This window comes from Pseudomonas khorasanensis, from assembly GCF_014268505.2.
Classification (GTDB): Bacteria; Pseudomonadota; Gammaproteobacteria; order Pseudomonadales; family Pseudomonadaceae; genus Aquipseudomonas; species Aquipseudomonas khorasanensis.
In genome coordinates, this window is sequence record NZ_JABWQP020000001.1 from 177,577 (window position 1) to 198,167 (window position 20,591).

General features: G+C 60.9%; 21 protein-coding genes. 10 read left to right on the plus strand and 11 right to left on the minus strand.

Features of this window, described 5'->3' with window-relative positions:
- The first annotated feature begins 148 nt into the window (after window positions 1-148).
- The 3 genes from recQ (at window position 149) to HU727_RS00890 (ending at window position 4,750) form a co-directional block, all read left to right on the plus strand.
- Entirely contained in the window at window positions 149-2,278 is a 2,130-nt protein-coding gene (recQ, locus tag HU727_RS00880) for a DNA helicase RecQ (protein ID WP_186532113.1), read from the plus strand.
- A gap of 112 nt (window positions 2,279-2,390) precedes the next feature.
- On the plus strand, window positions 2,391-2,825 hold the full coding sequence (locus HU727_RS00885) for a MarR family transcriptional regulator (RefSeq protein ID WP_186532112.1): 435 nt from the start codon (window positions 2,391-2,393) through the stop codon (window positions 2,823-2,825).
- 128 nt (window positions 2,826-2,953) lie between these two features.
- Complete coding sequence (locus HU727_RS00890) at window positions 2,954-4,750, plus strand: motility hub landmark protein FimV (RefSeq protein ID WP_186532111.1); 1,797 nt, start codon at window positions 2,954-2,956, stop codon at window positions 4,748-4,750.
- Window positions 4,751-4,884: 134 nt separating this feature from the next.
- Here the strand turns inward: HU727_RS00890 and HU727_RS00895 are convergent, their stop codons facing one another.
- On the minus strand, window positions 4,885-7,074 hold the full coding sequence (locus HU727_RS00895) for a patatin-like phospholipase family protein (protein WP_186532110.1): 2,190 nt from the start codon (window positions 7,072-7,074) through the stop codon (window positions 4,885-4,887).
- 73 nt (window positions 7,075-7,147) lie between these two features.
- Between HU727_RS00895 and HU727_RS00900 the strand changes: the two genes are divergently transcribed.
- Window positions 7,148-7,435 carry an Rdx family protein gene (locus HU727_RS00900; RefSeq protein WP_186532109.1) on the plus strand — a complete coding sequence of 96 codons (288 nt, stop codon included), beginning with the start codon at window positions 7,148-7,150 and terminating at the stop codon, window positions 7,433-7,435.
- Here HU727_RS00900 and HU727_RS00905 read toward each other — a convergent pair.
- Entirely contained in the window at window positions 7,429-8,322 is an 894-nt protein-coding gene (locus tag HU727_RS00905; RefSeq protein WP_186532108.1) for a DMT family transporter, read from the minus strand. The genes HU727_RS00900 and HU727_RS00905 overlap by 7 nt on opposite strands.
- Before the next feature lie 177 nt (window positions 8,323-8,499).
- Here HU727_RS00905 and HU727_RS00910 point away from each other — a divergent pair, with 177 nt between their 5' ends.
- Window positions 8,500-9,315 carry a UDP-2,3-diacylglucosamine diphosphatase gene (locus HU727_RS00910; RefSeq protein WP_186532107.1) on the plus strand — a complete coding sequence of 272 codons (816 nt, stop codon included), beginning with the start codon at window positions 8,500-8,502 and terminating at the stop codon, window positions 9,313-9,315.
- A gap of 110 nt (window positions 9,316-9,425) precedes the next feature.
- Here HU727_RS00910 and HU727_RS00915 read toward each other — a convergent pair whose 3' ends face one another.
- Window positions 9,426-10,016 carry an HD domain-containing protein gene (locus HU727_RS00915; RefSeq protein WP_186532106.1) on the minus strand — a complete coding sequence of 197 codons (591 nt, stop codon included), beginning with the start codon at window positions 10,014-10,016 and terminating at the stop codon, window positions 9,426-9,428.
- 14 nt (window positions 10,017-10,030) lie between these two features.
- On the minus strand, window positions 10,031-10,342 hold the full coding sequence (locus HU727_RS00920) for an Mpo1-like protein (protein ID WP_186532280.1): 312 nt from the start codon (window positions 10,340-10,342) through the stop codon (window positions 10,031-10,033).
- A gap of 165 nt (window positions 10,343-10,507) precedes the next feature.
- Here HU727_RS00920 and HU727_RS00925 point away from each other — a divergent pair, with 165 nt between their 5' ends.
- Window positions 10,508-11,569, plus strand: coding sequence for an AraC family transcriptional regulator (locus HU727_RS00925; protein WP_202883533.1), 1,062 nt, complete (start codon window positions 10,508-10,510; stop codon window positions 11,567-11,569).
- Here the strand turns inward: HU727_RS00925 and HU727_RS00930 are convergent.
- The gene (locus HU727_RS00930; RefSeq protein ID WP_186532105.1) at window positions 11,526-12,980 is read right to left on the minus strand and encodes a TrkH family potassium uptake protein; all 1,455 of its coding nucleotides are present in this window, start codon (window positions 12,978-12,980) and stop codon (window positions 11,526-11,528) included. The two genes, HU727_RS00925 and HU727_RS00930, sit on opposite strands and share 44 nt — an antisense overlap.
- A 121-nt stretch (window positions 12,981-13,101) precedes the next feature.
- Between HU727_RS00930 and HU727_RS00935 the strand changes: the two genes are divergently transcribed.
- Window positions 13,102-13,668, plus strand: coding sequence for a nitroreductase family protein (locus HU727_RS00935; protein ID WP_186532104.1), 567 nt, complete (start codon window positions 13,102-13,104; stop codon window positions 13,666-13,668).
- A gap of 113 nt (window positions 13,669-13,781) precedes the next feature.
- Here HU727_RS00935 and HU727_RS00940 read toward each other — a convergent pair whose 3' ends face one another.
- From HU727_RS00940 to HU727_RS00965, 6 genes are all read right to left on the minus strand, one after another.
- Window positions 13,782-15,122, minus strand: a complete 1,341-nt coding sequence (locus HU727_RS00940) for a sensor histidine kinase (RefSeq protein WP_186532103.1) — start codon at window positions 15,120-15,122, stop codon at window positions 13,782-13,784.
- Window positions 15,123-15,299: 177 nt separating this feature from the next.
- Window positions 15,300-15,749 carry a Spy/CpxP family protein refolding chaperone gene (locus HU727_RS00945; protein WP_186532102.1) on the minus strand — a complete coding sequence of 150 codons (450 nt, stop codon included), beginning with the start codon at window positions 15,747-15,749 and terminating at the stop codon, window positions 15,300-15,302.
- A 253-nt stretch (window positions 15,750-16,002) separates the two neighbouring features.
- Window positions 16,003-16,680: a response regulator transcription factor gene (locus tag HU727_RS00950; protein ID WP_186532100.1), complete on the minus strand. Its 678-nt coding sequence runs from the start codon at window positions 16,678-16,680 to the stop codon at window positions 16,003-16,005.
- A gap of 7 nt (window positions 16,681-16,687) precedes the next feature.
- Window positions 16,688-17,098, minus strand: a complete 411-nt coding sequence (locus tag HU727_RS00955) for an SH3 domain-containing protein (RefSeq protein ID WP_186532098.1) — start codon at window positions 17,096-17,098, stop codon at window positions 16,688-16,690.
- Between the two features lie 170 nt (window positions 17,099-17,268).
- Window positions 17,269-17,568 (minus strand): YciI family protein, encoded by a 300-nt coding sequence (locus HU727_RS00960; RefSeq protein WP_016987935.1) that lies wholly within the window; start codon window positions 17,566-17,568, stop codon window positions 17,269-17,271.
- Between the two features lies 1 nt (window position 17,569).
- Window positions 17,570-18,166, minus strand: coding sequence for a septation protein A (locus HU727_RS00965; protein ID WP_186532097.1), 597 nt, complete (start codon window positions 18,164-18,166; stop codon window positions 17,570-17,572).
- An 87-nt stretch (window positions 18,167-18,253) separates the two neighbouring features.
- Between HU727_RS00965 and HU727_RS00970 the strand changes: the two genes are divergently transcribed.
- The 3 genes from HU727_RS00970 to HU727_RS00980 are packed head-to-tail and all read left to right on the plus strand — an operon-like array spanning window position 18,254 to window position 20,582.
- Window positions 18,254-19,117: a PHP domain-containing protein gene (locus HU727_RS00970; protein ID WP_186532095.1), complete on the plus strand. Its 864-nt coding sequence runs from the start codon at window positions 18,254-18,256 to the stop codon at window positions 19,115-19,117.
- A 13-nt stretch (window positions 19,118-19,130) separates the two neighbouring features.
- Window positions 19,131-19,760, plus strand: coding sequence for an L-threonylcarbamoyladenylate synthase (locus tag HU727_RS00975; RefSeq protein ID WP_186532094.1), 630 nt, complete (start codon window positions 19,131-19,133; stop codon window positions 19,758-19,760).
- A complete protein-coding gene (locus HU727_RS00980) occupies window positions 19,761-20,582 on the plus strand; it encodes a segregation and condensation protein A (protein WP_095187819.1) in 822 nt (273 codons plus the stop codon). It abuts the gene before it with no gap.
- Window positions 20,583-20,591 lie beyond the last annotated feature (9 nt).

Consider the following 20,591-nt stretch of genomic DNA (forward strand, 5'->3'; position numbering starts at 1 on the left):
AGGGAAGGCCTCGGGTATACTGCCGCGTTTTGCGATCCCTGCCCGCGTTGCGCTGGTCGTGCAATGTGTTCTTACGTTTTGTTTAAGCGGCCGTGGCTGCTCTGAACCAGCCTGAGCAGGGATGTATCGGTAGATTTTTGGAGTTTTTATGCTCGAACAGGCTCAACGCGTCCTCAAGGACATCTTCGGCTACGACAGTTTCCGTGGCCGTCAGGGTGCAATCATTGAGCGCGTGGCCAGCGGCGGTGATGCGCTGGTGCTGATGCCTACCGGTGGCGGCAAGTCCCTGTGCTTCCAGGTCCCGGCGCTGTTGCGCGAGGGGCTGGCCGTGGTGGTATCGCCGCTGATCGCCTTGATGGACGATCAGGTCGCCACCCTCGAAGAGCTGGGTGTCGCCGCCGCCGCATTGAACTCCACGCTGAGCGCCGAGCAGCAACGCGACCTCGCCGTGCGGATCAAGCGCGGCGAAGTGAAAATGCTTTATCTGGCGCCCGAGCGCCTGGTTCAGCCGCGCATGCTGGCGTTCCTGCAAAGTCTGGACATTGCCCTGTTCGCCATCGACGAAGCGCATTGCGTGTCGCAATGGGGCCACGACTTCCGCCGCGAATACTTGCAACTGGGCCAATTGGCCGAGCTTTTCCCCAACGTCCCGCGCATCGCCCTCACCGCGACCGCCGACAAGCGCACCCGCGAAGAGATCGTCGATCGCCTGCATCTTCATGATGCCGAGCGCTTCCTGTCGAGTTTCGACCGGCCGAACATTTTCTATCGCATCGTGCCCAAGGAGCAGCCGCGCAAGCAGTTGCTGGCGTTCCTTGCCGAGCGGCGCAGCGACGCCGGCATCGTCTATTGCCTGTCACGCAAAAAGGTTGATGAAGTGGCGGTGTTCCTCAGCGAACAGGGCTTCCCGGCGCTGCCGTACCATGCCGGCCTGCCCAACGAAACACGCGCGCTGCACCAGAAGCGCTTCCTCAACGAGGAAGGCCTGATCATGGTGGCCACGGTGGCGTTCGGCATGGGCATCGACAAGCCCAACGTGCGGTTTGTCGCGCACCTCGATCTGCCGAAATCCCTTGAAGCGTACTACCAGGAAACCGGGCGCGGCGGCCGTGACGGTCTGCCGGCGGATGCGTGGATGGCCTACGGTCTGCAAGACGTGGTGATGCTCAAGCAAATGCTGCAGAACTCCGAAGGCGACGAGCGGCACAAGCGTCTCGAGCAGCACAAGCTCGACGCGATGCTCTCGCTGTGTGAAGAGACCCGCTGCCGGCGTCAGGCGCTGCTGGCCTATTTCGACGAAGACATGCCCGAGCCGTGCGGCCATTGCGACAACTGTGTCGACGGTGTTCAGACCTGGGATGCGACTGAACCTGCGCGACAGGCCTTGTCGGCAATCTTCCGCACCGGTCAGCGTTATGGCGTCGGTCATCTGGTCGATGTGCTGCTGGGTAAGGACAACGAAAAAATCCGCAGTTTTGGCCATCAGCATCTGTCGGTATACGGCGTCGGCAAGGCGTTGAACGAGAGCGAATGGCGCTCGCTCTTCCGCCAGTTGGTCGCGCGCGGCCTGGCCGATGTAGATCATGAAGGTTATGGCGGCCTGCGGCTCAACGACAGTTGCCGCCCGCTGCTCAAAGGTGAAGTGACCCTTGAGCTTCGTCGCGATCTGAAACCGCAAGTCACGGCCAAAAGCGGCAGCAAGAGCCAGGCCAGCCAATTGGTGCGCGGTGAAGAGCGCGAGCAGTGGGAAGCCCTGCGCGCGCTGCGACGCAAGCTGGCAGAAGAACATGGCGTGCCGCCGTACGTTATTTTCCCCGACTCGACGTTGCTGGAAATGCTGCGCAGCCAACCGACCTCGCTGGCGGAAATGGCCCGCGTCAGCGGTGTCGGTGCGCGCAAGCTGGAACGTTACGGCGAGGCCTTCCTCGAAGTGCTCGGCGGCGAAGCCGAAGCGCCGAAAGTGGTGGCCGACGTGCGCCACGAACTGATCACTCTGGCCCGTGCCGGCATGACACCGATGCAGATTGCCGGGCAGTTGCAGTGCTCGGAAAAGAACGTCTACGCCATGCTCGCGGAAGCCATCGGCAAGCAGCAGTTGTCGCTGGAACAGGCACTGGACTTGCCCGAGGAGCTGATGGGCGAGGTGCAAGACGCGTTTCTCGACGGGGAGGGCGAACTGCCCTCGGTCGCCGAGATCGCCGAGCTGTTTGCCGGACGTGTGCCGGAGGGCGTGCTTTATTGCGTGCGGGCAGCGCTGCAATCGGAATTCGAAATGTGAAGCGATGGTTGTAACGATTCAGTACAGAGCCACCCTTGCCTATAACTGCCGCTCATGCTTAGCTGACTAATAATTAGAATTTCCGTATTTTCAGTCTAACCGTGAGTGTTTTATGCCGTTAACCGATCAACACCGCTTTGGTATGCAATTGGCCCAGATGTCCCGTGGCTGGCGTGCCGAACTGGATCGTCGCCTCGCCGGGCTGGGGCTGTCGCAGGCGCGCTGGCTGGTGCTGTTGCATCTGGCGCGCTTTGAAGAAGCGCCGACCCAACGTGAGTTGGCGCAGAGCGTCGGCGTCGAAGGACCGACCCTGGCGCGCTTGCTCGATAGTCTGGAAACCCAGGGCCTGGTGCAACGCCAGTCAGTGGTTGAAGACCGCCGGGCGAAAAAAATCGTTCTCTGCGCGCCAGCCCTGCCGTTGATCGAACAAATCGAAACCATTGCCACGCAACTGCGTCACGAATTGTTCGATGGCGTTGATGAGGCGGATTTGAAGGTGTGCATGCGTGTTCACGGGCACATTCTCGCCAACCTGGAAAAATCTTGAGGCACATCCCTTCGCTGATTTTTTGAGAGATCGCGCTGGGCCTACTATAAGAACTACTGGGCAATATCGTGTTCGTACCGGATGTGCGAACGCATAGAAACCGGTTTTGCTTATTTTAAGGGATGCTCATGCTCGCAAGTCGGCACGTGCTGCGTGGTCGCGCCAAAGGGCTGCTGGCCGCTGGCGTATTCAGCTATTCGACCTGGTCGATGGCGTTGGGGTTGGGCGACATCACGGTTCACTCAGCCCTCAATCAGCCGTTCAAGGCCGACATCGCGCTCGTCGATGTTGGCACTTTGACGCAAAACGATCTCTCGGCAAGCCTGGCCTCGGCGGATGAGTTCGGCCGGGCGGGCGTCGAGCGGGTGTTCTTCCTCAATGACCTCAAGTTCACCCCGATCCTGCGTGGCAATCGCCAGATGATCCGGGTGTCGTCCACCAAACCGGTCAACGAACCTTTTCTCAATTTCCTCGTGCAGCTTGAGCAGCCCAACGGTCGATTGTTGCGCGAATACATGGTGCTGATCGACCCGCCGGGCTCGCCCGGCATCGTGGCCTCAACCGACGAGCCGGATCCGCGCCCGCAGTCCTCTGAATTTCCCACCGTCGAACCCGTCAGTGCACCGCCCCAGGCAGCGCAGGGCAAGCGCAATGCCGCGCCCGTGCCTCCGCCGTCAGCGGCGCCAGCCAACGAGGCGCAGGCCGAGCAATTGGCCGCGAGCGTGCTGTTGACTCAGCAATTGCAGAAGACCCTCGACGAACGGAACGCAAGGCTGCAGGCGCAGGACGTCCTGATCGCCGACGGCAAGAAACAGATTGAAGACTTGCAGACCCGGTTGGCCGAATTGCAGCAAGCACCGCCACCACCGGTCGTTGCGCCTGCGCCGACACCCGTCGCAGCCCCGGTCGAGCCGGCCGGCGATGGCCTGAACTGGCCGCTGTTCGCCGGCCTGTTATTGCTGCTGGGTGCATTGGCCGCGTTGTTCGTTCGTCGTCGTCAGCAACGCTCGACAGCGGGCACAGCGATGCCCCTGTTGCCGGTTGATGCCGAGGACGACGTCGATAGGCCTGATACCCAGAATTCCGTCAGTGTACCTTCGGCCGCTGATCATCGCGACGAACCTGGCGCCGGCGATGTGATGGAGGCCGTGGGGATTTATCTGGCTTACGGACGGCTCGGCGAAGCAGTCGGCCTGTTACGCGATGCTTTGAAGAAGGAACCCGAGCGCACCGATCTCGGTTTGCAGCTTTTGGAAGTGCTGGGGCGGCAGGGTGACAACGACGCTTACCAACAGCAGGAAGATCATCTGCGTGCGCTCGGCGTTGATGCCTCCCAGCTGGCCGATGCCCGGGCTCGGCATCCGAAGCTGTCGGGCGTTGCACCGGCGCAATTCGCTGCGCCGGTCGCCCCCGTGTTGCCTGTCGTCACTGCGGCAGCTGTTGCAGCGCCGGTCGCGTCCACAGCCATCGCCCCCGAGGATGATTTCGAACTGAATCTGGGCGAACTGTCGATGGATTCAAACTGGGATCTGAACGACAGCCGCGCTGAATCCGCCGGGCCGCCGATCGATGATCCGGAGCTGGGCACAAGCCTGTCCGTGCTGCCCGCCGATTTCGAGCTGCCACAGGTTGCGTCTGGCGAAGAAGCCGAGCTTGTGTGGATTCCCGAACCCGATGCGCAACCGCTCGATGATGACTTTCTCAATGAGTTTGGCGATCCCGGGCCCTCGCTTGTGTTGGAGCCTCTGGATCTTCAATTACCGCAGTCCACCGAGACAGAGGCTGCCGGTAAGCTCGAACAGGCGCAGACCTGCATCGATGACGGCGACATTGACAGCGCGATTGCCTTGCTCAGTGAGCTGCTCAAAGAGGGGGATGAGCCGTTGAAGCAAACGGCAAGGACGTTATTGGCCGGGATTCGCTGAGCGCCGACAAATTATGGGTTCATCCGGGCCGCTTTCGCGAGCAGGCTCGCTCCCACAATGAAACGCGGTCTACCTTGTGGGAGCGAGCCTGCTCGCGAAGGCGTCAGACCGGTCAACACCTGTTTCAGGCTCGATCAGAACGTCTGCCCCAAATTCAGATACACCGCCTGCTCATCCGCATCATTCAAGCCGTAACTGAAATTCAACGGCCCCAGCGGCGTATCGAAGCCGATAAATACGCTCGCTGCGTTGATGTAGTCACTGTCGAACTCATTGTCGTTATTCCATGCCCGGCCTCGTTCCAGCGAGGCACCGGCGTACAGCGGAAAGTCCAGCGGCAGATACGAACGCGGCGTCAGACGCCGGTAATACACGGCGCGCATCAGGCTGACGTTCTGACCGGAAAGCGCATCTTCACGAAATCCCGACAACTGCCTTGCGCCGCCGAGCAGGAAGCTGGAGGTGACCACATTGGCATCGTCCAGCGTGCGCCCGTAGCGCCCGCCGAAGATCAGGGTGTCCGGCCCGTGGCTCATGGCCTTGTCGAACTTCAATTCCCACTGGCGATAGCGGGTGTCCGAACCCAGGCCGGGTTCAAACTGTGCGAATGTCAGGCTGACGTCCTTGCCCTCGTGCGGAAAGTACACGTTGTCCAGCGAGTCGTACGAATACTTCACCGTATAGAAGCCTTCGTTGAAGCTCTCGCTGGGCAGGTCCTGGTCGCCGATGCGCACGTCGGCCTCGCCCCACGCCTGACCGACGCCAAAACGCACTTCACCGTTGTTGCCGATCTGCCGACCGAGATTAAGGCCGAAACCGTATCGTTCGACGCGATACTGGGCGATCGGATCGTTATCGAGTACCGAATCAACATTCTGTGCCTCGAACGACGCATACGGCGCTACGAAGTAGCGCGAACCGACGTCCAGCGGTTGGTAGAACTCGCTGTACAGCTCCTGCTTGTCACCGATCTGGGCCCGTGTCAGCCATTCCGCGCCGAGACGGTTGATGCCATTGACGCGATAACTGGCGCCGAGATTGAAGGCACTGTCGCCGCGCATGTCGTCCGACAGATTGAGGCCAACCCGCAAGTAATCGGTGCCGCTGCGTTTGCCGCTGGCACTGATGACCAGCGTGTGGTCCTGGCCCTTGTGCACGACGCGATAGCGCACTTGGTCGAAGTAATCGAGGCCGTAAAGGGTGCCCATGTCCGAGTGCAACCGCCCCAGATCCAGCGGCTCGCCAATGGGCTGGCGGATGTAATAGCGGATCACGTCATCGTCGACCTTCGAATCGTTCTCGACGCGGATGCCCGTGATGATCGGCGTGCGCTGTCCCGGCTGGCGGGCGGCGTTGAGTTCGGCGTCCTGAGTCTGGTCGGGCTTGAGGCTCGCCAGCCGCGCATCGAGAATCTGCGTGGCGCGGTAACCGGCATCGATCATCTCCTGAGCCTTGCCGAAATCTGTCGCGCCGAAGGCTGCCAGCGCAGGCTGGATCAGGACGTCATCGGCATGCAGGGTCGCCAGTTGTTCTTCGGAGTTGCGCCGGGTCATCAGGGTGATCGATTGATTCAGTACGTCCACCACCGTGGTGAGTTGTTTGCGGTTGCGCAGCGGCGTGCCGATATCGACGACAATTGCCACGTCTACGCCCATTTCCCGCGCAACATCCAGCGGAATGTTGTCAGTCATGCCGCCGTCCACCAACAAGCGCCCGTTGAGTTCGACGGGGGCGAACACTGCCGGGATTGACATGCTAGCGCGGATCACTTGCGGTAAATGGCCTTTGCGGAACACCACTTTTTCGCCATTGGCGATGTCAGTGGTCACGGCGCGAAACGGAATCGGCAGTTTGTCGAAGTCGCGGGTATCGCTGGTGTGGGCCAGTAAACTTTCCAGCAGCAATGCCAGGTTCTGGCCTTGAATGACGCCCAGGGGCAGCCCGAGGCTACCGTCGTCGCGAAAGCTGAGTTTCTGCTTCACCAGAAAATCGCGGTCGTCCTGTTTGCGCCGGAACGGCACGTCTTCGCGCGGCGGGGCGTCGGACAGGGCAGCTTGCCAGTCAATGGTCAGCGCGAGTTTTTCCAGCTCGTCGATCTTGTAACCCGAGGCGTACAGGCCACCGACCACCGCGCCCATGCTGGTGCCGGCGATCGCATCGATCTTGATGCCTTGTTCTTCCAGAGCCTTGAGCACGCCGATGTGGGCCAGCCCGCGCGCGGCACCGCCCGACAGCACCAGACCGACTTTGGGTCGTGACGCTTCGCTGGCGTGTACAAGCAGGGGGAGTAAACCAAGCAGCAGGCAGAACAGCAGACGGCGCATTGTGATTCTCGGGGCAAGCGATAAAGCGGGCTATTATAGCGGCGCGCCCTTTGTCTCAGGAGTTTCAGCGAACATGACTGTCGCAAAAGCCGAAGTCGTCATTACGTATTGCACCCAATGCCAGTGGCTGTTGCGCGCGGCATGGCTGGCGCAGGAGTTGCTCAGCACCTTCGCCGAGGATTTGGGCAAAGTGTCATTGGTACCGGGTACCGGCGGGGTATTTCACATCACCTGCGCTGGCGTGCAGATCTGGGAACGAAAGGCCGACGGCGGCTTTCCCGAAGCCAAGGTGCTGAAACAACGGGTGCGCGATCAGATCGATCCTGACCGCGACCTTGGCCATAACGACCGGACTCAGTGAGAGGCGGCCTCGGCGGCGACGGTTTTTTTATCGCCTGCGCCTGACATCCGCGCCGACACCACGATGGCGATGATGATCAGCGCACCTCCGATCAACATGCGCAGCGTCGGGTTTTCATTGAACAACAGCCACGCCACGGTGATGCCGTAGACCGGCTCCATGGCGAACACCACCGCTGCCGTGCGCGCCTTGATCACCGCCAGACTTGCGACGAACAGGCTGTGAGCGACGCCGGTGCAGAACACGCCGAGCAGGGCAATCCACAGCCAGTCCAGCGGGCGGACTTCGCTCAGTTGCGGTGCCGCGAACGGCAGCAGACACAACGCCACCACAACGTTCTGACACAGCGCCGCCTGCACCGCCGGGATGCGTCCGGAGCTGGCCCTGTTGGTCAGTGACAGCAGGGAAAACAGCAGGCCGGACAGCACCGACCAGAGCAAACCGATGGTGTCGCCACTGCCCAGATCGAACGCCGGGGTCACCAGCACCAGCCCAATGCTCACCAGCACCACCAAAACGATTTCATTGGCACGGATGCGCTCGCGAAATACCAGCCCTTCGAGAATCACGGTGAACGCCGGAAAACTCGCAAAGCCCAACGTGGCAATCGCCACGCCGGCGATTTTCACGGAGACGAAAAAACTCACCCAGTGCCCGGCCAGCAGCACGCCGCTCAGCGCCAGTCGCCGCCAGTCCATGGCTTTGAGCGTTTGCCAGGGACTCTGGCTGGCGAAACGGGCGAAGAAGGCCAGAGCGAGCACGGCGAAAGCGGCGCGTCCGAAGACAATCACCGCCGGCGAAGCAGCGGCGAGTTTGCCGAACACGCCAGTCAGGCCGAACATTAAAGCGCCGATGTGCAGGGCGCCGAGGGCGGTACGCGGAGTCATTGCAATCCCTGGAAGACAGAATCAGTTGGCGCCAGTCTAAAGGGCTGTCCTCGTCGCGTCTGTCATCCGAATCCTCAATTTGTGAATGAGCGGCGCTGTCACGCGACTGACTCGCGCCTGTCATGGTCGATTAACCGGACGCGCGCAAGCTGGCGAAAACATAGCAGAGGGTTGCCCATGACCAGCGCCGAGCTCGCCAGACCCAGTCGCAAACAACGCGTGCGAACCCTGTGGATCTCCGACGTGCACTTGGGCACGCGCGATTGTCAGGCCGAGCATTTGTCGCGGTTCCTCAAGGGCTACCACGCCGACAAGGTCTATCTGGTCGGCGACATCATCGACGGCTGGAAACTGCGCGGCGGCATGTATTGGCCACAAGCGCACACCAATGTCATCCGCCGCCTGCTGACCATGAGCAAGCGCGGCACTGAAGTGATTTATGTCACCGGCAACCACGATGAATTCCTGCGGCGTTATTCAAAGCTGATTCTGGGCAATATCCAGTTGGTTGACGAAGCGGTGCATGTCACGGCGGACGGACGGCACTTGCTGGTGATTCACGGGGATCAGTTCGACGTGATCACCCGTTATCACCGCTGGCTCGCCTTTCTGGGTGACTCGGCCTACGAGTTCACGCTGACGCTCAATCGCTGGCTCAACCACTGGCGGGCGCGTTACGGTTACGGTTACTGGTCCCTGTCGGCCTATCTGAAGCACAAGGTGAAAACCGCGGTCAGCTTCATCAGCGATTTCGAAGAAGCCATCGCCCACGAATGCGTAAAGCGCGAACTGCACGGTGTGGTCTGCGGGCATATTCACCACGCCGAGATTCGTAAGGTGGGGGAGGTGGATTACCTCAATTGCGGGGATTGGGTGGAGTCGTGCACGGCATTGATTGAGCACTGGGATGGCACCATCGAGCTGTATCGGCTGGCGGACGCGCAGGCGCGGGAGGCCGAATTGAAGGCTGCCAAGGTTGCCGAGATTGCCTGAGCGAAAGAGCACCCTGTGGGAGCGAGCCTGCTCGCGAAGGCGTAGTGTCAGACGAAACTTTTGTGCCTGATGCAGCGCTTTCGCGAGCAGGCTCGCTCCCACATGTGTTCTCAGGCGGGGCTGTGTTCTTCCATCGCGGCCTTGTAAATGGAGTTCTTGGGCTGTGCAAACAGCCTCTCCATCATCGGCTCGAAGAAACTCAGCGGCAGCGTGTCATACGCCGGATCAAACGCCGCCGCGTCGTACTTGGCGCAGAATTCGGCAGTGGACTGAAACTGCGGATGCTCCTTGAATTGCTCGCGCAGGTGCCGGTCCATGCCCAAGTGATGAAAGAAGTAATAACCCTGGAAAATCCCGTGTTTTTCAACCATCCACAGATTCTCGGCGCTGACAAAAGGCTTGAGTATCGCCGCCGCAATGTCCGGATGGTTGTACGAACCCAGGGTGTCGCCAATGTCATGCAGCAACGCGCAGACCACGTATTCCTCGTCGCGCCCGTCCCGGTGGGCGCGGGTTGCGGTTTGCAACGAGTGGGTCAGGCGATCGACCGGGAAACCGCCAAAGTCACCTTCAAGCAGTTTCAGGTGCGCCAGGATGCGCGACGGCAATTGCTTGGCATAGGCACTGAAGTCGGCGGCGATGATGGCCCAATCCTCCTGGGTGCCATCCTTCATGTGAGTGAAGCGGGCATTGGCATTCATTGGCTGACCCTCGTTCAGAAAGCCACACGACCCAGAATCATGTCGCGGTACATGGCGAAATCGCCGAGCAGACTGTAGAACGGATGTTGAAAGGTCGCCGGTCGGTTCTTCTCGAAAAAGAAGTGCCCGATCCAGGCGAAGCTGTACCCGGCCAGCGGCAGGGCCAGCAAGAGCAGCCAGGCGCCTTTGGCGACGGTCAGGGCAAAAATGAAAATGACCAGTGACGTTCCGACGAAATGCAGACGCCGACAGGTGCTGTTGCTGTGTTCGGCGAGATAGTAGGGGTAGAACTCGGCGAAGCTGTTGAACCGCTTGATGTTTTCCACGACCGCGATCTCTGTGGTGATTGTTCTGGCGAGCAGTTTTTCGGCGGGTAGCTTATTTGAGTCTAGAGTGATCATTGGCGTGGGCCAGTGACTATCGGCGCCACTTTAGTATCCTTCGCAAATCGGGCCGCCCTCTGCAGGCCATCCTGTAAAAGAATAAAAATCATGAGCGAACGAACGACTTCTGCAAGCTGGGCGATGGGGATAGTCAAAGCATTGGAGATGGACGGCCTGGATTGCCGGGTTCTGTTCAAGCAACTGGGGCTCGATTACGCGGCCCTGGACGATCCGGATGCACGTTTCCCGCAGGATTCCATGACCCGGCTCTGGCAGCGGGCGGTCGAGGTCTCGGGCAATCAGTCGATTGGCCTGAACATGGGCAAAGTGGTGCGGCCGGCCTCGTTTCATGTCGCCGGCTATGCGTTGATGTCAAGCAACACCCTGGCTGAGGGTTTTCAACGATTGGTGCGCTATCAGCGCATCATTGCCGAAAGTGCCGACCTGAGTTTTCGCCTGCTCGATGAGGGGTACGCGCTGATCCTGACCGTGCACGGCGACCATTTGCCGCCCACCCGGCAAAGTGCCGAAGCGTCACTGGCGTGTGCGCTGGCCCTGTGCGGCTGGCTGACCGGGCGTCCCCTGCATCCGGTCAAAGTGTTGATGCAAGGCGATCAGCCTGAAAGTCTGCAACCTTATAAAGAAGCGTTCCACGCGCCCCTGGTGTTCGGCGCGCCCTACGATGCGCTGATCTTCGAACGCGCCGACATGGAAGCGCCGCTGCCCACCGCCAACGAGGCGATGGCGCTGCTGCATGACCGGTTTGCCGGGGAATATCTGGCGCGATTTTCCGAAAGCCGGGTAACCCACCGGGCGCGGCAGGTCCTCTGCCGTTTACTTCCCCAGGGTGAGCCCAAGCGCGATGCCGTGGCGCAGACGCTGCACCTGTCACAACGGACCTTGCAGCGCCGGTTGCAGGAGGAGGGCACCAGTTTCCAGCAGTTGCTCGATGACACCCGTCGGGAGTTGGCCGAGCAGTATCTGGCGCAACCGGGCATGACCTTGCTGGAAATTGCCTACCTGCTGGGGTTTGCCGACCCGAGCAATTTTTTCCGCGCCTTCCGCCGCTGGTTTGACACGACCCCCGGCGAATACCGCACGCGTCTGCTGCAAGTGCCGGACGCGGTCAATGACGCCAAAACGCCGGAATACACAGCACAAACACAGTAATGATTTCCAGTCGGCCGAGCAGCATGCCGAACGAAAGAATCCACTTGGCCGCGTCTGGCAGCGTGGCGAAGTTGCCCGCCGGGCCGATGGTTTCGCCCAGGCCCGGGCCGACGCCGGACACGGTGCTCGCAGCGCCGGTCAGCGCGGTCATCCAGTCGACGCCGAGCAGCGACAGCAGCAGGGCGATCACGCAGATGGTGATCGCGAAAAAGAACGAAAAGGTCAGAATCGAACGCACGATTTCTTCGTCGAGGCGGTGACCGTTGTACTTCTGCTTGATCACCGCACGCGGGTGAATCAGCTGATTAAGGTTGGCCTTGAGCAGGATGTACGCGACCTGGAAGCGGAAGATCTTGATCCCGCCCGCCGTCGAGCCGGAACAACCACCGATAAAGCCCAGATAAAAGAACAGCATCAGCGAGAAATTGCCCCACAGGCTGTAATCGCCGAGGGCGAAACCGGTGGTGGTGACGATCGAGGTCACGTTCAGCGCCACATGCCGCAGCGCCTCCAGCCAATGCAGTTGGGTCGTCCACCAATACCAGGTGCCGAGCACCAGCCAGGTCACCAGCAGCATCGCCAGCAGACCCTGCACTTGTTGATCCTTGATCAACGCCCGACGATTGCCGCGTAGCGTGGCCACGTACAGGGTGAACGGCAGGCTGCCGAGGATCATGATGACAATCGCGACCCAGTGCACCGCCGGTTGCGTCCACTTGGCCAGCGACTGATCCGACGTCGAAAAACCGCCCGTGGAAATCGCCGACATGGCGTGGTTTATCGCATCGAACGGGCTCATCCCCGCCCACCAGAACGCCAGGCTGCCGAGAATGGTGATGCCAACGTACGCCGCCACGATCAGCCGGGCCACCATGTGCGAGCGCGGCATGACCTTTTCCGAGCGGTCGGACGATTCGGTCTGGAACAGGCGCATGCCGCCAATGCGCAGCAGGGGCAGAATCGCCACCGCCATGCCGATAAAGCCGATGCCGCCGATCCAGTGCAGCAGCGAGCGCCACATCAGGATGCCGGGAGACATGTCGTCCAGATGATTGAGCACGGTCGAACCGGTGGCGGTGATGCCGGACATGCTTTCGAAAAAAGAGTCGGTGTAACTGATGTGCTGCGTCAGCAGAAACGGCAGCGCGGCAAAGATACACACCACCAGCCAACTGCTGACCGTCAGCAGGTACATGTCGCGCGGGCGCAGGTGAATGTGTTCCGGTCTGCCCGGTATCACCAGAGCGAGGCCGGCGACGAAAGTGATCATGCTCGCCCACAGGAACGACGGCAGGTCGCTGGTGCGCTCGAAAATCAGCAGCGTGGCCATCGGCACGACCATGGCGACCGCCAGTGTGATCAGGAAGATGCCGATGATAAAACCAATGATCCGTAAGGTCGGCAACGCCATGAAGTCCGCTCGGGCTGGTGGGAGAAGGGCGCCATTCTACCTGTGGGGCAGGGCATGTAAACCGGCAGGCTGTGTGCAGTTAAAGCTAGAATAGCCGCACATTTTTCTCAGGAGGTGGCCGATGCAGGCTCTCGACGCGTTGCTCAACCGTGTTTCCGTTCCCCGACTGGTCGAACCGGCCCCCACTGCCGAGCAGCGCGAAGCCCTGTTCGGAGCGGCGTTGCGTGCACCGGATCACGGTCATTTGCAACCGTATCGCTTTTTGACCGTCGAAGGCGCGGCGCGTGAGCAGATGGGCGAGTTGCTGGCCGAGGCTGCCCGCTTGCAGGCAGGCGAAGTCACTGAAGCCATGATCGACAAGGCCCGTAACGGTCCGCTGCGGGCGCCGCTGGTGGTTGTGGTGATCGCCAAACTGCAAGAGCACGTCAAGTATCCGAAGGCCGAGCAATTGCTCACGGCCGGGTGCGCAGCCCACGGGATTTTGCTGGCGGCCTATGCGCAGGGGATTGGCGCGGTGTGGCGTACGGGCGATCTGGCTTATTCGACGCACGTCGCCAAAGGCCTTGGGCTGGCGGACGGCGAGGAGGTTATCGCGTTTCTTTACCTCGGCACGCCCCAGAAAGAGCCGCGTGTAGCGGAGAAGGCAGATCTGGCGGAGTTCGTCGGCGCCTGGCCCGGTAAAGCCTGACCCCGATTTCAAAATGTGGGAGCGAGCCTGCTCGCGAAGACGGAGCGTCAGTTGTCATCTTGGTTGACTGACACACCGCTTTCGCGAGCAGGCTCGCTCCCATATTTCTTGCTTCAGGGCTGGACGATAATCCCCGGCACCAGCGGCAATTCCAGACTCGCCACAAACCCGCCCTGCGGATGATTGGCCAGCGTCAGCGTGCCGCCATGCCGTTCCGCTGCTCGCTTGGCAATCGCCAGTCCCAACCCGTGCCCGGCAGCCGTCTGCCCTGGTGCGCGATAAAAGGGTTCGCCCAACTGACTTAAATGTTCGGCCAAAACCCCTGGCCCATGGTCGCGCACGCTGATAACGATCCGCTCGCCCTGATGCGCCGCCTGCAGTTCGATCGGCTGGTCGGGCGGGTTGAAGCGCTGGGCATTACGCAGCAAGTTATCGACGGCGCGCTCAATCATCGTCGGCCAGCCCTTGAGATTCAGTTGGGGCTCGGCCTCCAGGTGCACGGTTTGCTCGGGCGAGGCCAGTTGTGCGTCCTTTTGCAGGGCGCCGAGTAGCGCATTCAAATCAACCTCTTCAGCGCTGGCGTTGTCGGCATCGACGCGCGCCAGCACCAGAATTTCACTGATCAGGGCCTCCAGCCGATCACATTCGCGGGTCAGCCGGGGCCAGAGTTTCTCGCGTTCTTCAGGATTGGCACGCTCAGCCAAGGCCAGGGCGATGCGCAGGCGGGCCAGCGGCGAGCGCAATTCATGGGAAACATCACGCAGTAGCTGACGTTGGCTGCCGATCAGGCTTTGCAGGCGCGCGCCCATGCGGTTGAAATCGGTGGCGAGCACGCCGAACTCGTCGCGGCGGTTGGCCAGTTTCGCCAGGCTGTTCTGCTGGTAAGTGGTCTGCCCCAGATCATGCACCGCGCCGCGCAAGCGACTGAGCGGGCGAGTGATGGAGAACGTCACCAGCAGACTGAACAGGGTCAGCACCACCAGTGCAATGCCCAGCGCACTCAGCGGCCAGAGCAGGCTTTCGCGGTGCCAGGCGTCGAGTTCCGGGTGCGGGATGCGGTAGATGAACAGGTAGGTGTCACCGGTTTTTTCACTGGTGATTTCATCGGTCAGGCGCCGCCATGGCAGGCGCCGGTCATCGTTGTTCTGCCGGGCTTCGAATGCCGCGGCGCGACGCGGGAAGGTGCCGCGTACCACCGGGTCGCCGGTTTCATTGAGTACTTGAACGTCGATGTGGTACTGGCGTTTGCGTTGTTCGAGGATGTCCTGCGCAGCTTCTTCGCCCTGGGCTTCGTAGGTTTGCGTCCATTCAGACGCGAGGGTATTGAGGCCGGGATGGCGGCTGAGTATCCACGCGTCCTGATTGAGCATGTGCCCGAGCAGAATCGACAGTCCGGCAACCAGAGCGATGGCCAGCCAGAAACTCGCGAGAATACGCCAGAACAGTGAACGCACAGAAACTCCTCAAACAAGCACACAGATCAAATGTGGGAGCGAGCTTGCTCGCGAAAGCGTAGTGTCAGTCAATCCATCTCTGGCTGATACACCGCTTTCGCGAGCAGGCTCGCTCCCACATCCGATTTGAATGAAACAGGCCCGACGAGGTGAGTCGTCGGGCCCATGGTTAATCCATTATTGCGCCTTTTGCGCCTGCTGCGCTTTCCAAGCCTTGAACTCGGCCCATTCAGCACGGCGTTCGGCGCGCTTCTTCTGGATCTCGTCGAACTGTTTCTGCTGCTCGGGTTTCAGCAACGCACGAACATCGGACTCGGCTTTCTTGTGGTTGGCCGCGATCTCGTCCTTCATGGCTTTCTGGTCGGCCGGGGAGAGTTTTTCCAGGTACTTGTCGACCACTTGCTTACGCTCGTGCATCTGCTCGCCCATGATCTTGCGGATCTGCTCGCGTTGCTCGCGGGTCAGGTCGAGCTGGCTGTACGGGCCCTTGCCGTGCATGCCGTGCATTTGACCGCCGTGGCGCGGACCGTCGAGCGGGCCACCCAGCGGGCCGCCATCCTGTGGCATGGCCATCGCGACGGTTGGCAGAGCGGTCGCGAACATCAGAGCGATAAGAGTCTTGCGCATGGTGTATCTCCTTGTCTCGTTCCCGGTACGTTCCGGATGAGTGCAGATTACGGAGATCAAGGTCAGCGGCGGTCAGCGCTGCGTAAAGCTTCGGTAAAGACGCTTCGTTATCAGCCTGACAATGGCATTTGTGGCGAGGGAGCTTGCTCCCGCTGGGCAGCGAAGCGGCCCTCGCTGCCCGCCGCAACAGCAGAGGGATTGCTGCGCAATCCAGCGGGAGCAAGCTCCCTCGCCACAGAGGCCCGAGTGTTTCTTAGAGGCTGTAGTAGTAACCGCGACTACGCAGGGCAACGATGCGTGGGCGGCCGTCGGGGTGCGGGCCGATCTTTTTGCGCAGGTTGCTGACGTGCATGTCGAGGCTGCGGTCATAGAGGGTCAGCTTGCGCCCGAGCGCGAGTTGCGCCAGTTCCTGTTTGTCCAGCGGCTCGCCCGGTTGCTTGAGCAGGGCTTCGAGCAGACGGCTTTCGGACACCGTCAGGGTCAGTTCTTTTTCGTCAATGCTGACCACGCCACGCACCGGGCTGAAACTCAGGTCGCCCAGCTCCAGTTGTGTCGACACGGCGGCCGGGTGGCTGCGACGCAACACGGCGCGCAGGCGGGCGGTCAGTTCGCGGGGGTCGCAGGGTTTGGCCAGGTAATCGTCGGCACCCAGTTCGAGGCCGAGGATGCGGTCCAATGGTTCGCCGCGCGCCGAAAGCATCAGCACCGGCAGGTCGGCGTGGTCGTTGCGCAATTGCTTGAGCAGTTCCAGACCGCTGCCGTCGGGCAGCATCACGTCCAGCACCACCGCCGCCGGCGCGGTTTCGGCCAGCGCCTTGCGGGCGCTCTGACCGTCGTGGCAGGCGCGCACCTGGAAGCCTTCCTGGCTTAACCAGGTACTCAGGAGTTCACACAACTCCTGGTCATCATCAATCAGTAACAGCTCGCTCATGACTCACTCAATTTAGCCATTGCCGACGTTTTCGGCTTGCACCACTGGCAAAGATACCGCAGAGCAGCGCCAATAGCGCTACCCCTGCGCCGGTGACGAACCACTGCTGCTGATCGGTCAACAGGCGCGGCAACGGGCTGGCCTGGGCTTCCTTGAGTTGCAGCTTGAGACGCTGGTTCTCCTGGCGCAACCGGGCAAGCTGGGCACTTTCACGCGCGTTGTCGGCATTTTGCAGTTGTTTGTTCAGGTCTTCCCGCTGCAGTTCACTGGCCTTGAGGCGCTGTTGCAGCTCGGTGATCTGGCTGCCGGCACTCAACGATAAGGGCGTGGAGCTGCCGCTTTCGGTGGATGGCTCGCCATGGGCAGGCGCCATGATCGACAACGTGACCAACATCAGACACAACGGACCCTTGCGCATCGCGACACCTGTTTCCAAATGGATATTGGGCAGGTTGTCGGCAGGCAAACGAGAATAATGAGCGATTGAGAGCGCGATGAACCGAGAAGGTTCATCGCCGCAAGTCATGCAGAGGGATGGCGCATGATGAAACTGTGGCGAGGGAGCTTGCTCCCTCGCCACAAAGGCTATTACGGCAGGACTTGCTTGAACGGCTTGACGATCACATTGGCGTAGACGCCAGCAGCGATGTACGGATCGGCGTCGGCCCAGGCTTGCGCGGCGCTGAGCGAATCGAACTCGGCAACGATCAGGCTGCCGGTGAAACCCGCTGCGCCCGGATCATTGCTGTCGACGGCCGGGTGCGGGCCGGCCAGTACGATGCGGCCTTCGCCCTTGAGCGCTTGCAGGCGTTCCAGATGCGCAGGGCGCGCGGCCAGGCGAGCTTCCAGGGAATTGGCGACGTCGGTGGCAATGATTGCGTAGAGCATGTCAGTCCTCGGTTTTTGGCGTTGTGGTATCGGTGTCATGCAGGTGGCGCGACAGGTAGATGCCCTGAGCCACCAGGAACAGCACGGTCATGCCCAGGCTGCCGAACACCTTGAAGTCGACCCAGATGCTCTGGAAGGTGAACGCGACGAACAGGTTGGCGGCGCCGCAAAAGATGAAAAAGCCGATCCAGGCGATATTCAGACGCGTCCAGACCGGATCCGGCAGCGTCAGCGCGTGGCCCATGATGCGCTTGATCAGCAGGCGATCGCCGATGAAGTGGCTGCCGATGAATGCCAGGGCGAACAGCCAGTTGACCACCGGTGCTTTCCACTTCAGGAAGGTTTCGCTGTGGAAGGCCAGGGTCAGGCTGCCGAATACCAGGCAGGCGATCAGGGTCAGCCACTGGCTCTTTTCCAGCTTGCGCTGCTGGATAAACAGCGCGCCGTACACCACCAGAGAGCTGATGATCAGTATCGCGGTGGCGCTGTAAATACCGCCTACCGTCAGCTCATGGCCGGCAATGTCGACAACCCGTGGATCAAGTTTGTAAACGATGAAGAACAGCAGAAGCGGGATGAAATCGATGAATTGTTTCACAGTGAGAGCCAGAAGCTGGATGTGGCGGCATAATAACAAACATATGGGCGCGCGATAGCGCCAGCTGATTTGAGGTTACAACTCCCCGTGAATGTTGATTTGCACTGCCATAGCACGGCCTCCGATGGCGCCCTGGCGCCTGCGGTTCTGGTTGCGCGTGCGTTCGAAAACGGCGTGCGAGTCCTGGCGTTGACCGACCATGACACCCTTGAAGGCCTCGCCGAAGCGCGCACGGCCGCCAATGAATTGGGCATGCAACTGGTCAATGGCGTCGAATTGTCCTGCACCTGGGGCGGGGCGACCATTCATGTGTTGGGCTATGGTTTTGACGTCCACGCCGCGCCGTTGGTCGAGGCCATCGCCAGATTGCACGATGGTCGCTGGCTGCGGTCGGAAGAAATAAGCCGCAAGCTCGCCCTCAAAGGCATGCCCGGTGCGCTCGATGGCGCCCGGCAGGTCCAGCAGGAACTGGGCGACAGCGGCAACGCGCCGGCCCGTCCGCATTTCGCCGACTGGATGGTGCGTGAAGGGTATGTAAAGGATCGCGCCGAGGCATTTCGCAAATGGCTCGGCGCCGGCAAGCTGGGTGACGTCAAGTTGCACTGGCCGACCCTTGAAGACACCGTCGGCACGCTTCGCGCCGCTGGCGCCTGGGTCAGCCTGGCGCATCCCTGGCACTACGATTTCACCCGTAGCAAACGCCGAAAGCTGATTGCCGACTATATTCAAGCAGGCGGGCATGCCATCGAAGTGGTCAACGGCCATCAGCCTGCGGAACAGGTGGGCAGCCTGGCGATCCTTGCCCGTGAGTTCGGTCTGCTGGTCAGCGCTGGCAGTGACTTCCATGGCCCTGGCGGCTGGTCCGAGATCGGCCAGTACCGGCCGGTTCCCGAGGACCTTCCACCCCTGTGGTGTCGGTTCAAACATGACACAGATATTGCCGCCGTCTGAACAGGTAGAGAACGTGAGTCAATTTTTCCAGATACATCCGGAAAACCCGCAAGCGCGCCTGATCAAACAGGCGGTCGAGATCATCCGCAAGGGCGGGGTGGTGATATATCCCACGGACTCCTCCTACGCAATCGGTTGTCAGATCGGCGACAAGAATGCGATCGAGCGCGTGCGACGCCTGCGTCAGCTCGATGAAAAGCACAACTTCGCGCTGATCTGCAGCGACCTGTCGCAGTTGGGCAACTACGCCAAGATCGACACCGGCACCTTCCGGATTCTCAAGGCGCACTTGCCTGGCCCATACACCTTTATCCTCAACGCCACCCGCGAAGTGCCACGGCTGCTCCTGCACCCGAAAAAACGCACCATCGGCCTGCGCGTACCCAGCCATCCGATCGCATTGGCGCTACTGGCCGAGCTCGGCGAGCCGCTGATGAGCGTGACGCTGATCATGCCCGGCGATGAAGATCCGCTCAGCGATCCGTACGAAATGCGTCAGTTGCTTGAGCATCAAGTGGAGTTGATCGTCGACGGCGGCTTCGGCGGCATCAAAGCTTCCACCGTGATCGACCTGACCGGCGACGACCCGGAAGTGGTGCGCGTCGGTTGCGGCGACCCTGCGCCGTTCATGGTCGAGGCCTGAATGTCCGCAGTAGAAACCGTGGTCGACCCTCAGGCCGGCGCTCAGCAAGAGCTGCCGTTTGCCATGGTCTACGGCCAGGCGGTCATGGAAATGCCGCTGGACCTGTACATTCCGCCGGATGCGCTGGAAGTCTTCCTTGAAGCGTTCGAAGGCCCGCTCGACCTGCTGCTGTACCTGATCCGCAAACAGAACATCAACATCCTCGACATTCCGGTGGCGGAAATCACTCGCCAGTACATGGGCTATGTCGAGCTGATGCAGTCGGTGCGTCTGGAGCTGGCTGCCGAATACCTGGTGATGGCGGCGATGCTGGCCGAGATCAAATCGCGGATGCTCCTGCCACGGGCCGAAACCGTCGAGGACGAAGAAGACGATCCGCGCGCCGAACTGATCCGCCGCTTGCAGGAATACGAACGCTTCAAGGCCGCCGCCGAAGGCATCGACGGTTTGAGTCGGGTCGGTCGCGATGTGATCGTGCCCAAACTCGACGCCCCGCAAGCGCGTGCGCGCAAGCTGTTGCCCGATGTTGCGCTCGAAGAAATCCTGATGTGCATGGCCGAAGTGCTGCGCCGTGGTGACATGTTTGAGAGCCACCAGGTCAGCCGTGAAGCGTTGTCCACCCGTGAGCGCATGAGCGATGTGCTGGAGCGGCTCAAGGGCGGCGGCTTCGTGCCGTTTGTCGAGCTGTTCACCGCTGAAGAGGGTCGTCTGGGTGTGGTGGTGACTTTTATGGCGATCCTTGAACTGGTCAAGGAATCCTTGGTCGAGCTGGTGCAGAATGAGCCGTTCGCCGCGATCCACGTGCGAGCCCGAGCCGAATAACGAGTCCAG

What these genes read in the sequence shown, in the direction of transcription:
- recQ (WP_186532113.1), top strand. Translation starts at nt 149, where the DNA reads ATGCTCGAACAGGCTCAACGCGTCCTCAAGGACATCTTCGGCTACGAC.
- HU727_RS00885 (WP_186532112.1), top strand. Translation starts at nt 2,391, where the DNA reads ATGCCGTTAACCGATCAACACCGCTTTGGTATGCAATTGGCCCAGATG.
- HU727_RS00890 (WP_186532111.1), top strand. Translation starts at nt 2,954, where the DNA reads ATGCTCGCAAGTCGGCACGTGCTGCGTGGTCGCGCCAAAGGGCTGCTG.
- HU727_RS00895 (WP_186532110.1), bottom strand. Translation starts at nt 7,074, where the DNA reads ATGCGCCGTCTGCTGTTCTGCCTGCTGCTTGGTTTACTCCCCCTGCTT.
- HU727_RS00900 (WP_186532109.1), top strand. Translation starts at nt 7,148, where the DNA reads ATGACTGTCGCAAAAGCCGAAGTCGTCATTACGTATTGCACCCAATGC.
- HU727_RS00905 (WP_186532108.1), bottom strand. Translation starts at nt 8,322, where the DNA reads ATGACTCCGCGTACCGCCCTCGGCGCCCTGCACATCGGCGCTTTAATG.
- HU727_RS00910 (WP_186532107.1), top strand. Translation starts at nt 8,500, where the DNA reads ATGACCAGCGCCGAGCTCGCCAGACCCAGTCGCAAACAACGCGTGCGA.
- HU727_RS00915 (WP_186532106.1), bottom strand. Translation starts at nt 10,016, where the DNA reads ATGAATGCCAATGCCCGCTTCACTCACATGAAGGATGGCACCCAGGAG.
- HU727_RS00925 (WP_202883533.1), top strand. Translation starts at nt 10,508, where the DNA reads ATGAGCGAACGAACGACTTCTGCAAGCTGGGCGATGGGGATAGTCAAA.
- HU727_RS00930 (WP_186532105.1), bottom strand. Translation starts at nt 12,980, where the DNA reads ATGGCGTTGCCGACCTTACGGATCATTGGTTTTATCATCGGCATCTTC.
- HU727_RS00935 (WP_186532104.1), top strand. Translation starts at nt 13,102, where the DNA reads ATGCAGGCTCTCGACGCGTTGCTCAACCGTGTTTCCGTTCCCCGACTG.
- HU727_RS00945 (WP_186532102.1), bottom strand. Translation starts at nt 15,749, where the DNA reads ATGCGCAAGACTCTTATCGCTCTGATGTTCGCGACCGCTCTGCCAACC.
- HU727_RS00950 (WP_186532100.1), bottom strand. Translation starts at nt 16,680, where the DNA reads ATGAGCGAGCTGTTACTGATTGATGATGACCAGGAGTTGTGTGAACTC.
- HU727_RS00955 (WP_186532098.1), bottom strand. Translation starts at nt 17,098, where the DNA reads ATGCGCAAGGGTCCGTTGTGTCTGATGTTGGTCACGTTGTCGATCATG.
- HU727_RS00960 (WP_016987935.1), bottom strand. Translation starts at nt 17,568, where the DNA reads ATGCTCTACGCAATCATTGCCACCGACGTCGCCAATTCCCTGGAAGCT.
- HU727_RS00980 (WP_095187819.1), top strand. Translation starts at nt 19,761, where the DNA reads ATGTCCGCAGTAGAAACCGTGGTCGACCCTCAGGCCGGCGCTCAGCAA.